The organism is Bradyrhizobium sp. 63_E2_N1_3 (genome assembly GCF_052076005.1).
Lineage (GTDB): Bacteria > Pseudomonadota > Alphaproteobacteria > Rhizobiales > Xanthobacteraceae > Bradyrhizobium > Bradyrhizobium barranii.
In genome coordinates, this window is sequence record NZ_CP197235.1 from 3195946 (window position 1) to 3210582 (window position 14637).

At 65.3% G+C, this 14637-nt stretch carries 10 protein-coding genes; 9 read left to right on the forward strand and 1 reads right to left on the reverse strand.

Annotated elements, in window-relative coordinates; all coding sequences use genetic code 11:
• Position 1 precedes the first annotated feature (1 nt).
• The 8 genes from msrB to AB7531_RS14775 all read left to right on the forward strand — a co-directional run bounded on the left by msrB (position 2) and on the right by AB7531_RS14775 (position 12144).
• On the forward strand, positions 2-514 hold the full coding sequence (gene msrB / locus AB7531_RS14740; RefSeq protein ID WP_231142319.1) for a peptide-methionine (R)-S-oxide reductase MsrB: 513 nt from the start codon (positions 2-4) through the stop codon (positions 512-514).
• A 292-nt stretch (positions 515-806) separates the two neighbouring features.
• Entirely contained in the window at positions 807-3086 is a 2280-nt protein-coding gene (locus AB7531_RS14745) for a flagellar hook-basal body complex protein (protein WP_063982259.1), read from the forward strand.
• 34 nt (positions 3087-3120) lie between these two features.
• Positions 3121-5004, forward strand: a complete 1884-nt coding sequence (gene flgK / locus AB7531_RS14750; protein ID WP_063982260.1) for a flagellar hook-associated protein FlgK — start codon at positions 3121-3123, stop codon at positions 5002-5004.
• A gap of 20 nt (positions 5005-5024) precedes the next feature.
• A complete protein-coding gene (locus tag AB7531_RS14755) occupies positions 5025-6899 on the forward strand; it encodes a flagellar protein (protein WP_063982261.1) in 1875 nt (624 codons plus the stop codon).
• A 72-nt stretch (positions 6900-6971) separates the two neighbouring features.
• Positions 6972-7754, forward strand: coding sequence for a hypothetical protein (locus tag AB7531_RS14760; RefSeq protein ID WP_063982262.1), 783 nt, complete (start codon positions 6972-6974; stop codon positions 7752-7754).
• Positions 7744-9393, forward strand: coding sequence for a hypothetical protein (locus AB7531_RS14765; protein WP_354102236.1), 1650 nt, complete (start codon positions 7744-7746; stop codon positions 9391-9393). Before AB7531_RS14760 ends, AB7531_RS14765 begins: the two co-directional genes overlap by 11 nt.
• Before the next feature lies 1 nt (position 9394).
• A complete protein-coding gene (locus AB7531_RS14770; protein WP_063982264.1) occupies positions 9395-10648 on the forward strand; it encodes an ATP-grasp domain-containing protein in 1254 nt (417 codons plus the stop codon).
• Entirely contained in the window at positions 10645-12144 is a 1500-nt protein-coding gene (locus AB7531_RS14775) for a pyridoxal phosphate-dependent decarboxylase family protein (RefSeq protein ID WP_063982265.1), read from the forward strand. Before AB7531_RS14770 ends, AB7531_RS14775 begins: the two co-directional genes overlap by 4 nt.
• Before the next feature lie 79 nt (positions 12145-12223).
• Here the strand turns inward: AB7531_RS14775 and flbT are convergent, their stop codons facing one another.
• A complete protein-coding gene (flbT, locus tag AB7531_RS14780; protein WP_063982266.1) occupies positions 12224-12649 on the reverse strand; it encodes a flagellar biosynthesis repressor FlbT in 426 nt (141 codons plus the stop codon).
• Between the two features lie 322 nt (positions 12650-12971).
• Between flbT and AB7531_RS14785 the strand changes: the two genes are divergently transcribed.
• Positions 12972-14576, forward strand: coding sequence for a flagellin N-terminal helical domain-containing protein (locus tag AB7531_RS14785; RefSeq protein WP_063982267.1), 1605 nt, complete (start codon positions 12972-12974; stop codon positions 14574-14576).
• Positions 14577-14637 lie beyond the last annotated feature (61 nt).

The following is a 14637-nucleotide window of genomic DNA, read 5'->3' on the forward strand; positions in this document are numbered from 1 at the left end:
GATGTTTGACCGCCGCATCCTGCTGACAACTGTTGCCGGCCTGTTCGGCCTTTCGGCCTTCCGCTGGCTGAGAGGAACGCCTGCCGAGGCTGGAGAGAAGGCCACGCAAAAATTCGAGATCGAGAAGACGGACGCCGAGTGGCGCGCCCAGCTCACGCCGCAGCAATATGAAATCCTCCGCAAGGAGGGCACCGAAAGGCCGGGCTCCAGCCCGCTGCTCAAGGAGCACCGCAAGGGCATCTTCGCCTGCGCCGGCTGCGACCTGCCGCTGTTCGCATCCGAGACCAAGTTCGAGAGCGGCACGGGGTGGCCGAGCTTCTACCAGCCGATCGAAGGCAATGTCGGCAAGACCGAGGACCGCACCTTCGGCATGGTGCGCACCGAAGTGCATTGCCGGCGCTGCGGCGGCCATCTCGGCCACGTCTTCGACGACGGTCCGAAGCCGACCGGATTGCGCTATTGCATCGACGGTTTCGGGCTGGTCTTCCACCCGGCCGCCGCGTCGGCAACGTAGGTCTCGCTGGAGTCATTCCAGTGCGATGCGTGAGCATCGAATCCGGAATCTCGAGCTTCTCAGGTGCGCAATTGCGCACCTGAGTTCGGTGCTGCGTGCCGCCCCCGGAATGACCCGATGCCCCGGCAATTGTTGCCGGCCCGGCAATTGTGCCCCGGTCATCGGACCTGGGCTTGCCCATTCAAGTCATTGATTTCCTGAGAATACCCGCATTGGCATAGCCCTTGCGACTGTCTCTTCCGACTGCGGCCATGGTCGACCGGCCGCCGAGATCGGATCTGGAGACAAAGTTATGGGTATCTTCGATGCAATGAACACCTCGGTGGGTGGCCTGCAGGCGCAGTCCTACGCGCTGCAGAACATTTCCGGCAACATCGCGAACTCATCCACCACCGGTTACAAGGGCATCGGCACCAGCTTCGTCGATCTCATCCCCGACGCCTCGGTCCCGAGCAAGCAGGTCGCGGGCGGTGTGACGGCCAACGCCAAGGCGACCATCACCACCCAGGGTACGATCTCGTCCTCCTCCGTCGCGACCAACATGGCGATCACCGGCGACGGCTTCTTCTCGATCCAGAAGGCGACTAACGTCGTCGACAACTTGCCGCAGTTCAGCGGCGTTACCTACTACACCCGCCGCGGCGACTTCCAGCTCAATTCCAACGGCAATCTCGTCAATGGCGCCGGCTACTACCTGATGGGCGTCACGGTCGACCCCAAGACCGGCAACCCGACCGGCAATGTGGCGTCCGTCCTGAAATTCCAGAACAACTTCATCCCGGCACAGGCGACAACCGCGATCCAGTACGCCGCGAACCTGCCGAGCGTGCCGAACACGGGGGCGAGCTCGACTGCGGCGAGCGGCACGCTGCTGGCGGCCGGCGGGCTGAACCCGTCCGATTTCGCCGCCAACCCGCTGATCGTCGGCACGCCGCCGCCGCCCTATTCGAATGCGACGGTCTCCGGCGCGGCGGCCACCGGCAATCTGCGCTCGGCCTATACGGCGACGACCGCGACTGGCTCGGTGGCACTGCTGGACAGCGCTTCGGCGGTGGCAACTGGCAGCACGTCTCTCGATGCGGGCTTGGCCACGCATCTCAACACCAGCCTTCTCACCAACCTGGCCGGCAAGTCGTTGACGGTCAACGGCCAAACAATCAACTTCGACAACACCGTCTCGGGCGTTTCGACGGTTGCGGGCCCCCCGGCGGTCACTACGATTGGTCTGAAGTCGCCCACCAGCGCACTGATGTCGGATGTCCTCAGCGCGATCGCGTCTGGAGCCGGCGTTCCCGCCTCCAGCGTGACTATGAATGCCAGCGGCAACATCCAGATCACGACCAGCACCACGGCCGACGTGACGATCGGCGGCACTGCGGCAGGATTGCTCGGCGTCAGCAGCGTGACGCGCGGCGGTAACGTGCTGTCCACTCCCGCGATTACGAGTGGTACACAGCTCGGCGGCACCGCGACGCCCGGCGGGGCGGAAGTCCTCTCGACGCCCTTCGTGGTCGGTAACACGATCCAGGTCAACGGCACGGGAGCTGCCAATACGATCACCTTCGTGGCCTCCGGCGCTACCCCTCCGAACCAGATCAACATCACCGACTCCATAGCGACTCTGCTCAGCCAGATCGACACGCTCAGCGGTGCGAGCGGTTCTTCGATCAGCAACGGCGTGATCACCCTGAATACCGGTATCGCCAATCCCACCTTGACGGTGACGAGCCCCAACAACAGCAGCGCCTTCGCCGCGCTCGGCTTCACGTCGTCCATCTCCAAGAACCGCGGCGGTGGCGGCACGGCCGGCACCGGCGGCGTGATCGGCAACGACATCGCCACGTTCACCAAGGAATCGATCAGCGGCGGTGCGGTCACCGCCTACAACGCCGCGGGCACGCCGGTGAACCTGCAGCTGCGTTGGGCCAAGACCGACAGCGCCTCGCTGGGCACCGGCCATTCCGACACCTGGAACTTGTTCTACCAGACCGATCCGAATGCGACCGGCACGGCGGTCGGCTGGGTCAACACCGGGCAGGCCTTCACCTTCGCCAGCGACGGCTCGCTGACCTCGCCGAGCGGATCGGGCATCACCATCAACAACGTCAGCGTCGGCGGCCAGTCGCTCGGCTCGGTCGCCTTCAACATGTCCTCGGGCGGGCTGACGCAATATGCCAGCACCAGCGGCGCGGTGACGATCAACACCATCACGCAGAACGGCTACGCCGCCGGTCAGCTCCGCTCGGTCGCCGTCAACAACAGCGGCCTCGTGGTCGGCACCTTCTCCAACGGCCAGAACCTCAACCTCGCCCAGGTGACGCTGTCGCACTTCAACGGCACCAATTACCTCAAGGCCCTCGACGGCGGCGCTTACGCCGCGACCGAACAGTCGGGCACAGCGATCGACGGCGCGTCGGGCAGCATCAGCGGCTCGTCGCTGGAAGGCTCGAACACCGACATCGCCGACGAATTCACCAAGCTGATCGTGACCCAGCAGGCCTATTCGGCCAACACCAAGGTGATCACGACAGCGAATTCGATGGTGCAGGATCTCTTGAACGTGTTGCGCTGATCGGCGCGTGACGTAACCAAAGGCGGCTAGTGATATGGGTTTGAGTTCAGCCCTCGCCAGTGCGATGAGCGGTCTGCGTGCCAACCAGGCCGCGCTCTCGATCGTCTCCTCGAACGTCGCCAACTCGCAGACGCCGGGTTACGTCGTCCAGAGGCCGAACCAGATCGAGGTCACCACCGGCGATTTCGGCTCGACGGCGATGACGACCGGCGTCAGCCGGGAGCTCGACACCTTTGTGCAGAACCAGCTGCGCACCGAGACCGGCGGCAGCGGTTACGCCGACCAGATGGCCAACATCCTGAAGCAGCTTCAGAGTGTCTACGGCACGCCCGGCAACAGCGGCACGCTCGAAACCGCGCTGAACAAATTCACCACGGCGTTGCAGGCGCTGTCGACCAGCGCCGGCTCGTCGTCGGCGCAGACGGTTGCCCTCGGCGCGGCGCAGGCGTTGGCGAAGCAGCTCAACGTCACCACCAACGGCATCCAGTCGCTGCGCTCCAATGTCGAGCAGGATCTCGGCACCTCCGCACAGCAGGCCAACGCGGCGATGCAGCAGGTCGCCGACATCAACACCAAGCTTCAGGGCTTGTCGGCAAACGACCCGTCCGCCGCGACGCTGATGGACCAGCGCGACCAGGCCATCAACACGCTGTCGAAATATGTCGACGTTCGCGTCACCACCGACGGTTCGAACCAGGCCAACATCTACACCACGACAGGCATCCAGCTCGTCGGCGCCGGGCTCGCCTCGCAATTCACCTTTGCCTCCGCCGGCGCGCTGTCGGCGACCTCGCTCTACAACGCCGACCCGGCCAAGTCCGGCGTCGGTGCGCTCAACATCAAGCTGCCGAACGGCTCGCAGCTCGACGTCGTCGCCAACAACGTGGTCTCCTCCGGCCAGATCGCGGCCGATCTCAAGCTGCGCGACCAGACGCTGGTGCAGGCGCAGGACCAGATCGACCAGCTCGCCGCGACGATGTCGAGCGCGCTGTCGGACAAGACCACGGCCGGCAGCACGGTCTCGGGCCCGCCGGCCGGATTCGATCTCGACCTTGCCGGTGCGCAGCCGGGCAATACGGTCAACATCACCTACAAAGACACGGCGACCAACACCCAGCGCCAGATCACGCTCGTCAACGTGACCGATCCGGCGGCGCTGCCGCTCCAGAACGCCACCAATGCCAACCCGATGCGGGTGGGCGTCAATTTCTCCGGCGGCATGAATGCGATCGCCGCTGCGCTCAACACCGCGCTCTCAGGTTCGCACCTGACGTTCTCTGCCGCTCCGTCGCCGGCGATTGCCACGACGCTGCGGGTGACCGATGACAATACCGGCCTTGCCCAGGTCAATTCGGCCTCGACCACCAAGACGATCTCGTCGCTGACCTCGGGCAGCCCGCAGCTGGCGGTGTTCACCGACGGCGGGCAGGCGCTCTACACCGGTGCGATCACCGCCTCGGGCTCGCAGATGACCGGCCTTGCCGGGCGCATCGCCGTGAACACGCAGCTGGTCAGCGATCCCACGCGGCTGTCCGTCTACAACACGTCGCCGGTGACGCCCGCCGGCGACACCACGCGCTCGGACTATCTCTATTCGCAGCTCACCAATGCGGTGTTTTCCTATTCGCCGACGACCGGCCTCGGCTCGGCGAACCAGCCCTTCACCGGCAGCGTCTCGAACTACCTCCAGCAGTTCCTGAGCGTCCAGGCCAACGCCTCGACCCAGGCCACCCAGCTCCAGCAGGGCCAGAGCGTCGTGGTCTCGACGCTCCAGGCCAAGTTCGACTCGACCTCCAGCGTCAATCTGGACTCGGAGATGTCGAACCTGATCCAGCTTCAGAATGCCTATGCCGCCAACGCCCACGTCATGTCGGTGGTGCAGAGCATGATGAACACGTTGATCCAGGCTCAAGTGTAACCAGTACAGGGTTCTGAAAGATGTCGATCAGCAGCATCAACTACTCTTCGTCGGTCCTCGGCGCGCAGATCCGCAACATCAATCAGCAGCTTACCGACCTGTCGACGCAGCTCGCAACCGGCAAGCTGTCGCAGAACTATTCCGGGATGGGCACCAACGAGGGCTTTGCGATCGCCGGGCGTTCGCAGCTCTCCAACATCGCCGCCTATACCGACACGATCACGAACGTGAACGTGAACATCAACCTCGCCAATACCGCGCTCCAGTCGCTCACGACGATCCGCAACACGGTGCAGACCGGCTCCGCAAGCACCGCGCAGGATCTCAACGTCAACGGACAGACCGTCGCGCAGAACACGGCCGCTTCGCAGTTCGGCTCGATGGTCGGTGTTCTCAACACGCAGTCGGGCAACCGCTATCTGTTCTCCGGGACGGCGTTCAACACGCAGTCGGTTGCCAATGCCGGCGACATCATCAACGGCACGACCACGCAGGCGGGCTTCAAGACCGTCATGGCGGAACGCCAGGCCGCCGACCTCGGTGCCAACGGCATGGGACGGCTGGTGCAGACGCAGCCGACGCCGAGCTCGGTGCGGGTATCCGAGGACGTCGCCGGATCGCCGTTCGGAATGAAGATCGCGGCGGTGTCCTCGACGCTGACGGGTGCGACGGTCACCGGCCCGAGCGGCTCGCCGGTGTCGTTCTCGGTCGATCTCAACGGCCTCAACCCGAACGACGGCGACAAGCTGAGCGTCCAGTTCACGCTGCCGGACGGCACCACCGGGCAGGTCGACCTGACCGCGTCCTCGGCCACGCCGACGCCGATCGGCAGCTTCGCGATTGACGCGACGACTCCCGGCAACACCGCCACGAATCTTAACACGGCATTGAACACCGCGATCACGAAGCTCGCCAACACCTCGCTTGTCGCGGCATCCGCGATCACGGCCGGCGACAATTTCTTCAACACCGCAAGCTCCGCGATCGGTGCGCCCGCCAACAACCAGGCGGCGCCGCCGGCGCCGGTCAGCGGAGCAACGGCGCTGTCCGGCGCGAGCCCCTCGAATTCGATCTCGCCGGGCTTCGTCGCCGGCGACACCATCACCGTGAACGGCACCACGCTGACTTTCGTCAATTCGGGCGCGACCGGCAACCAGCTCAATGTCGGCGACAGCATCCAGACGCTGATGAGCAAGATCGACCAGATCACGGGCACGTCGAAGCCTTCGACCGTGCATGGCGGTTCGATCACGATCAACACGGACGACGCGGCGAGCCTCAACATCACGACCTCGAACTCGGGCGCACTCAACGCGCTCGGTTTCGGCTCGACGCCGGTCACCGCGACGCAGCCGCCATTGCGCGTCGGTTCTTCACCGGCGAGTTCGGCGACGATGCTGGTCAACGGCTCGGCCAATACCGTGAAATGGTACACCGGCAATGACGGGCCCGGCTCGCCGCGCTCCACGGCGATGGCGCGGGTCGATGATTCAGTCACCGTGCAATATGGCGCGCAGGCCAACGAGGACGCGATCCGCCAGCAATTGCAGGCGATCGCCGTGTTCGGGACGTTCTCGACCTCGCCGACCAGCCAGTATGCGGGCGGGCAGGTCTCCGCGCTGAGCCTGCGGGTGACGCAGTCGCTGACGAAGCAGCCCGGCCAGCAGCACATCGAGGACATCCAGACGGACCTCGCGATGGCCCAGAACACGATGAAGGACGCAGGCACGCGCCAGACCCAGGCCAAGGCGCAGCTCCAGTCCATCATCGACCAGGCGGAATCGGCCTCGCCGGATCAGGTGGCGAGCGAGCTCCTGTCGCTCCAGAATGCGCTTCAAGCGTCCTACCAGGTTACCTCGAAACTCGCGCAGCTGTCGCTCGTCAAGTTCCTGTAACGGCGCATTAAGACGCCGTTAACCATGCCTCTTTACCTTTTGGTGAGGAGTTGAGCGGGGCGGGGGCCGTCGATGTCGGACAAGATGCAGCTGGTGGTGGCCACGCCGTGCTTCGGCGGGCAGGTCTCGAGCATTTATGCGAGCTCGATCTTCGCGCTCCAGCGCGCCGTGCACGGCATGTCCAATCTCGAGCTCAAGGTGCTCCTGCGTGACGGCGATGCGCTGATCACGCGCGCGCGGGCCAATCTGGCCGCGATGTTCCTCGACGATCCAAAGGCGACCCATTTCCTGTTCATCGATGCCGACATCGGCTTCAAGCCCGAGCAGGTGTTCCGGCTGATCGAATGCGGCGCGGATGTCGTCGCCGGCTGTTATCCGATCAAGCGGGTCAACTGGGACAAGGCGAGGCGGGCGATCGAGTCCGGCCGCGCGGATGTGCCGGCGGCCGCGCTCGATTATGTACTCGAGATCGAGGATCCCGACCGCATCGTGGTGGTCAACGGTTTTACCCGCGTGCGCTACGCCGGCACCGGCTTCCTGATGATCCGCCGCCACGTGCTGGAGGCGATGTGCCGCCACCCCAACTATGCCGGCCTGCAATTCTTCCGCGAGCATTCGCACGACACACTGGCTGCGAGCCAGAACCGCTTCGCGCTGTTCGAATGCATGATCGATCCGGCGACGGGGACTTATCTTTCCGAGGACTTCGCCTTCTGCAAGCGCTGGACCGACATCGGCGGCGAGATCTGGGCCGACATCGAGAGCTCGCTGGATCACGTCGGGCCGTCGGTGTTCCACGGCGACATCGCCTCGCAATTCGCAGCCGCGCCCGCGGCAGCTGCCGATGCGGCGTGAGCCTTCCGGGATGAGCGCCGGCGCATCCGGTCTGTCAGTCCCCGAGCGCACATTCGACGGCGGCTCGCGCTACCGCCTGCGCGATCTCTTCACACCATTGGACACGCTGCTCGTCTCCGGCGGAGATCCGCGGCTGGCGCTCGACGCTGGGGATCGCGTCAACGCTTATGGCTGTGCGGCCTCGCCGGAACCGGAGATCTGGAATTTCGCTTCCTCGACGGCATCGACGATCTCGCAATCCGCCTATGACCGCGCCGCGCTGGCGCGCGAAGAGCTGATGCACAGGTGCCTGTTCGACGAGGTCGAGATCGCCTTCGATGCGCGCTGCGAGGACATGCGCGAGGAGTTGCGCGGCCATCTCCAGCTCTCGCCGCGCGTCGACGTCGTGTTCTCGCCGTCCGGGACGGATTCTCAGCTCCACGCCCTGTTCCTGGCGCGTGCGGTGCTCGGCGCCCCGCCAGTGACGATCGTGGTCGGCGCCGACCAGACGGGTAGCGGCACGGCCCAGACCGCGCGCGGTCACCATTTCAGCTCCATGACGGCGAGCGGCCTTGCCGTGCGCAAGGACGGCGCGGTTGCCGGACTCGCCGGCGCCAGCGTGACGTTGCCGCTGCTTCGCGCCGGGCCCGGGATCGCGATGCGCGCCGACACCGATGCCGCGGTGCTGGGGGCGATCGAGGCGACGATCGCGCAAGGTGCGCCCGTGCTGCTTCAGATCATGGATTCCTCGAAGCTCGGCTGGCGCGCGCCGAGCGTGGCGTGTCTTGACGAGATCGCGCGGCGCTGGCCGCGCAAGGTTCAGGTCGTCGTCGACGCCTGCCAGGCGCGGCTCGGCCGCCGCCGGCTGCGCTCCTATCTCGACCGCGGCTATATGGTGCTGATCACCGGCTCGAAATTCTTCGGTGGCCCTGCCTTCAGCGGCGCGCTGCTGGTGCCGAAGGGGTTTTCGCGGTCGCTCGACCGGATTGAGGGGATTGCGCCGGGCTTCTTCGACTATGCCGGCCGCTGCGATTGGCCGATGGCCTGGACGGCGCTGCGCTCACGCTTCGAGCGCCGGCCGAATTTCGGACAATGGCTGCGCTGGGAGGCGGCGCTTGCGGAGATCGGCAGCTACTACGCCGTGCCCGGAGCTTTCCGCGTCAGGGCGCTGGCCGAGCTTGCCGCCGGCATCGACAGCATGATCGCGCTGTCGCCGTCGCTTCAACCCATTCCAACGGCGACCGAGAAGACTGCCGGGGACGACGAGGAGTTCGCGCACGCCACGATCTTTCCGTTCATGCTGCTGCGCGACGGCAAGCCGGTCTCGATGGCCGAGACCGGCGCCGTCCATCGGGCGCTGCGGCGTGACATGAACAACGAAATTAGCGGCAGCGCGACGGACCGGCAGATCGCCGTCCAGCGCAGTCTGATCGGCCAGCCGGTCCGGCTGGAGCGGCAGGACGATGCGCCGCAAGCCGTGCTGCGCCTCTGCGTCGGCGCCCGGCTCGTGACCGAGGCCTGGTCGCCGGATATGGCGCAGGCGCAACGCAATGTGCAGCACCTGCTCGATCGCATCGCCCATGTCCTGGTGAAGATCGAGCTGCTGCTTGACCGCGGCGCAGCCGCAACCGCGCCGGAAAAATCCGCCTTCGAGGTATGAGATGCAGCATCCAGTTTCCGCGCCGATCGGCGTGACCGTGCCGAACTATGCCGACCGCATCGGCTTTGCGCAGCTGACGCGCCAGGCGTTCGAAGGTGTCGATCTGCAGCCACTGCGCGATCAGCTCGTCACGCGGATCACGGAAGGAGCAGCGCACGCGGGCGAAGGCCTTGACCTATCGCTGATCGTCCAGCTACTCGGCGACAAGGCGGCGGGGCTGGCGATCCAGTCGGAGGTGCTGACCTTCCATCAATTGTTTCGCACGCCCGCTGCGGCTCCGAAGCCCGGCTTGCGCGTGCTCGCCCTTGCGGCCGACATCGACATGGGCGGCAACACGCCGATCGAATTCCTGCTCGAAGGCTCCGATTTCGAGCTGCTGACACTCTATGTGACCAAGGATGTCGGCTTGCCTGAAACGTTGCCCGATCACGACGTTGCCATCGTGGTTGCATCCGATTCCGAGGAATGCCGGGAAACGCTCGCCCTGATCGAAAAGGCTGCGCCGCGCTGGCCGCGGCCGCTGCTCAATCGCCCCGATCTCATCGGCAACCTCGATCGCGACAAGCTGTATCGGCTGCTGGCGGGCATCCCTGGTCTCGAGATTCCATCGACCATCCACGCGACGCGCGCGCAATTGACGGATCTCGCGCAGGGCCGGATCGCTTGCGAGGACATCGCCGGCGAATTACGCTTTCCGATGATCGCGCGGCCGCGCGGCACGCATGCCGGTGTCGGGCTCGCGAAGCTCGACGATGCGCCGGCGCTCGCGGCCTATCTCGCCGAGCGCGAGGAGCAGGATTTCTTCGTCGCACGCTTCGTCGATTATGCGAGCCCCGACGGGCTCTACCGCAAATATCGTCTCGCCATGGTCGACGGCAAGCCCTACGCCTGCCACATGGCGATCGCCGATCGCTGGGACATCTGGTATCTCAACGCCTACATGGCGTTCAGCGAGGAGAAGCGGGCTGAAGAGGCCGTCTTCATGCTGGACTTTGACCACGCCTTCGCCGCGCGCCACAAGACCGCGCTCGACGAGATGAGCCGGCGCGTCGGCCTCGATTATTTCATCGTCGATTGCGCCGAGAACCAGAACCGCGAGCTGCTGGTCTTCGAAGCCGACAACACCGCCGTCGTGCACAACATGGATTCGCCGGTCGTGTTTCCGTACAAGCCGCCGCAGATGCGCAAGATCTTTGCCGCGTTCACGGCGATGCTGTCGCGGCACGCAAGAGAAGGCAAGGCGAGCGCAGCATGAACGAGATCATCCGCAACGCGCAAAGCTCCGTCGCGCAGGCTTCGCTCGATCCGCAGGACTGGAGCGAATTTCGTACGCTCGCCCATCGTATGCTGGACGAGGCGATCGACGGCATCGCCAATGTCCGCGCGCGGCCGGTGTGGCAGCCGATTCCCGACGGCATCCGCACGGCATTGAAGGCCGACGTGCCGCGCGAGGCGAGCGACCTTGCCGATGTCTATCGCGAATTCGCCGAGCATGTAGCGCCCTATGCGACCGGCAACGTCCATCCCGGGTTCATGGGCTGGGTGCATGGCGGCGGCACCGCGGTCGGCATGCTCGCGGAGATGCTCGCAGCTGGCCTCAATGCCAATCTCGGCGGACGCGATCACATGCCGATCGAAGTCGAGCGCCAGATCGTCGCGTGGATGCGCCGCCTGTTTGATTTCCCGGAGAGTGCGAGCGGCATCTTCGTCACGGGCACGTCGATGGCCAATTTGATGGCGGTGCTGGTGGCGCGCACGAGCGCGCTCGGCACGCTGGCGCGGCAGCACGGCATCGGCAACGACGGCGCGCTGCTCACCGCCTACACGTCGCAGGCCGCGCATGGCTGTGTCTCCAGGGCGATGGACATTGCCGGACTCGGTACCGATGCGCTGCGCAAGATCGATGTCGATGCCGATCATCGCATCGACGTCGCCGCGTTGCGCGCGCAGATCGCGATCGATCGCGAGGTCGGCTTCAGGCCGTTTCTCGTCGTCGCTTCCGCCGGCACGGTCGATATCGGCGCGATCGACGACCTCAAGGCGATCGCTGAACTGTGCCGCGAGGAGGGAATCTGGTTTCACGTCGACGGCGCCTTCGGGGCGCTCGCGATCTTCTCGCCCGAGCTCGCGCCCATGCTCGGCGGCATCGAGTTCGCTGATTCCATTGCGCTCGACTTCCACAAATGGGGGCAGGTGCCCTACGACGCCGGCTTCCTGCTGGTGCGCGACGGCGAGCAGCACCGGCAGGCTTTTGCGCAGCCGGCGGCCTATCTGCGCCGCGAGGCGAGGGGGCTTGCGGCGGGCGCGGTCTGGCCCTGCGATCTCGGCCCCGACCTGTCGCGCGGCTTCCGCGCGCTGAAGACCTGGTTCACGCTCAAGACGTTCGGCACCGACCGGCTGGGCGCGGTGATCGCGCGAAGCTGCGCGCTGGCGAAATATCTGGAGACGCGCGTGCTGGCCGAGCCGCGGCTGGAATTGCTGGCACCGGTGAACCTCAATATCGTCTGCTTCCGCTACCGCGCCGACGATGCGGTCAATCGCGAGATCGTCGCCGATGTCCAGGAGTCCGGCGTTGCGGCGCCCTCGAGCACGACGCTGGACGGCAGGTTCGCGATCCGCGCTGCCATCGTCAATCACCGTACCGACGAGACGGACATCGACGCGCTTGTTGCTGCGGTGCTGGAGTTCGGCGCGCGGCGGACCGGCGATGGTCTGATCGAGGTCGAGGCGCCGCCGCTGGCGGCGCAGTGACCAGGAACGCAGGTGAAACGACAACGGCCCCGGAGATGATCCGGGGCCGTTGTCGTTTGGGCAGGCTGATACGTGCCGATCAGGCGGCCGAGCTGACGTCGCCCTTGGGATGCGTCGCTTGGTACTGGTCCCGCAGCTTCTCTTCATAGGCGATCAGCTTGCGGGCATCCTTCAGCGCCCGGTAGAGATCGCCGCTCATGATGTTGTTGTTGATGCTTTCGATGATCGGCCAGGCGCTCGGCACCGCAGTGACGATGTCGCGCACCAGGTTGAAGTAGGTGCCGTGCTGGCTCTGCGGATCCGGCGAGATGTACATGAGCTGGACCGCGAGATAGACGAGCTTGGCCGGCGTGTCGGCGGTCTCCGGCGTGAGGATGTCGCGCTCGCGCAGGATCGGCACGTTCTCGCCGTCGATCAGGAGGCGGGCGCGCTGGTCGGTGTTGGTGATCACCGAATTGCCGACGATGATGCGTTCGTGCGGTTTGAGCTCAACCTTGAGAGCCATGCCTGTTCTCCATCAACCCTTTTACAACGATCCGTCGCGGCGTTCGTGCGATGAGGGCGATCGTTCGTGATTTGGAGCCGATCCTTGCGCAACATGGTTAACAGGCCGTAAACGACGGCGCCGGGGACGGAAAATGCAACAATTTCAAGGCCGATAGCGGCATGTCCAGCCGTCTGCCGCGGCCTCGAAGGGGGCTTCCGGCGTCGCGGCGGGAAAAACTGCGGGTTTCATTTCACGGATTGTTAGAGGCTTGGACGCACGGTCCGGCGGTCGTCTGATCAATTGGTCAGATAGGACGCGTAGCTACCAGAAAGGTAACAGTATGTCCGTCGTTCTCTCCGCATCGGTTCGCCAGAACCTGCTCTCCCTCCAGTCCACCGCCGACCTCCTCGCCACCACCCAGTCCCGTCTGTCGACTGGCCGCAAGGTGAACTCGGCTCTGGATAATCCCACCAACTTCTTCACCGCCCAGGGCCTTGATAACCGCGCCAGCGACATCGGCAATCTGCTCGATGGCATCGGCAACGGCGTTCAGGTTCTCCAGGCAGCCAACACCGGCATCACCTCGCTGCAGAAGCTGGTGGACAGCGCCAAGTCGATCGCCAACCAGGTGCTGCAGAGCCCGACGGGCTACTCCACCAAGTCGACCGTGACCTCGACCGCCATCACCGGCGCGACCGCCAGCAACCTGCTGGGTACCGCTTATACCAACAGCACCGTCGCCGGCACCGCCGTGCTGAACGACAACACCGGCACTGCGGTCAACATCACCGCTTCCACCCAGCTGGTTGGCACCGCGGGCGCGACGTCCGACGACCTTGCTACGGCCATCACCAACGGCTCGGTCCTGACGGTCAACGGCAAGAACATCACGTTCTCGACCGCGCAGACCACTTCGACCACCGACACCGCCGGCAACGTCACCATCGGCATCGGCACGGGCAGCACCTTGACGGTGCAGAGCGTGCTGAGCGCGATCGACGGCATCACCGGCACCGGCACCGCCTCGACCGTCGCGGCTGGTAAGCTCACGCTGAGCACCGGCACGACCTCGGATCTCACGATCGCGGGTTCGGGCAACGTGCTCGCCGCGCTCGGTCTCACGGCCGGCACCACCGCCCGCGTCCCGCCCGCCATCTCGGGCCAGACGCTGACGATCGCAGCCACCGGCGGCGGCACGCCCACCAGCATCACCTTCGGCACCGGCACCGGCCAGGTCTCGACGCTGAACGGGCTCAATTCGGCGCTGGCGGCCAACAACCTGCAGGCCTCGATCGACTCGACCGGCGTGATCTCCATCACGACCACGAACGACGCGGCCTCCTCGACGATCGGCACGCTCGGCGGCTCGGCCTTTACCGCCACCGGTCCGTTCCACAGCGCTGCCATCGCGGCTCCGGTTGCCGATCCGACCTCGCAGACGCAGCGTGCAGGCTTGGTTGCGCAGTACAACAACGTGCTCGCGCAGATCAACACGACCGCGCAGGATGCCTCCTTCAACGGCGTCAACCTGCTCAACGGCGACACGCTGAAGCTGACGTTCAACGAAACCGGCAAGTCGACGCTGAGCATCACCGGTGTGACCTTCAACACCGCGGGTCTCAACATCTCGACCCTCGCCTCGGGCACCGACTTCCTGGACAACGCTTCGGCCAACAAGGTCCTGACCTCGCTCAATGCCGCCAGCAGCACGCTGCGTTCGGAAGCATCGACGCTGGGTTCGAACCTGTCGGTCGTGCAGATCCGTCAGGACTTCAACAAGAACCTGATCAACGTCCTGCAGACCGGTTCGTCAAACCTGACGCTGGCCGACACCAACGAGGAAGCGGCCAACAGCCAGGCGCTGTCGACCCGCCAGTCGATCGCCGTCTCGGCGCTGTCGCTGGCCAACCAGTCGCAGCAGAGCGTGTTGCAGCTCCTGCGCTGATACGCGACGAAAATCGTCAAACAAGGCATTACGGCGGGGCTTTTGCCCCGCCGTTTTTTTG

What these genes read in the sequence shown, in the direction of transcription:
- flgK (WP_063982260.1), top strand. Translation starts at nt 3,121, where the DNA reads ATGGGTTTGAGTTCAGCCCTCGCCAGTGCGATGAGCGGTCTGCGTGCC.
- AB7531_RS14745 (WP_063982259.1), top strand. Translation starts at nt 807, where the DNA reads ATGGGTATCTTCGATGCAATGAACACCTCGGTGGGTGGCCTGCAGGCG.
- AB7531_RS14755 (WP_063982261.1), top strand. Translation starts at nt 5,025, where the DNA reads ATGTCGATCAGCAGCATCAACTACTCTTCGTCGGTCCTCGGCGCGCAG.
- AB7531_RS14770 (WP_063982264.1), top strand. Translation starts at nt 9,395, where the DNA reads ATGCAGCATCCAGTTTCCGCGCCGATCGGCGTGACCGTGCCGAACTAT.
- AB7531_RS14775 (WP_063982265.1), top strand. Translation starts at nt 10,645, where the DNA reads ATGAACGAGATCATCCGCAACGCGCAAAGCTCCGTCGCGCAGGCTTCG.
- AB7531_RS14785 (WP_063982267.1), top strand. Translation starts at nt 12,972, where the DNA reads ATGTCCGTCGTTCTCTCCGCATCGGTTCGCCAGAACCTGCTCTCCCTC.
- AB7531_RS14765 (WP_354102236.1), top strand. Translation starts at nt 7,744, where the DNA reads ATGCGGCGTGAGCCTTCCGGGATGAGCGCCGGCGCATCCGGTCTGTCA.
- msrB (WP_231142319.1), top strand. Translation starts at nt 2, where the DNA reads ATGTTTGACCGCCGCATCCTGCTGACAACTGTTGCCGGCCTGTTCGGC.
- AB7531_RS14760 (WP_063982262.1), top strand. Translation starts at nt 6,972, where the DNA reads ATGTCGGACAAGATGCAGCTGGTGGTGGCCACGCCGTGCTTCGGCGGG.
- flbT (WP_063982266.1), bottom strand. Translation starts at nt 12,649, where the DNA reads ATGGCTCTCAAGGTTGAGCTCAAACCGCACGAACGCATCATCGTCGGC.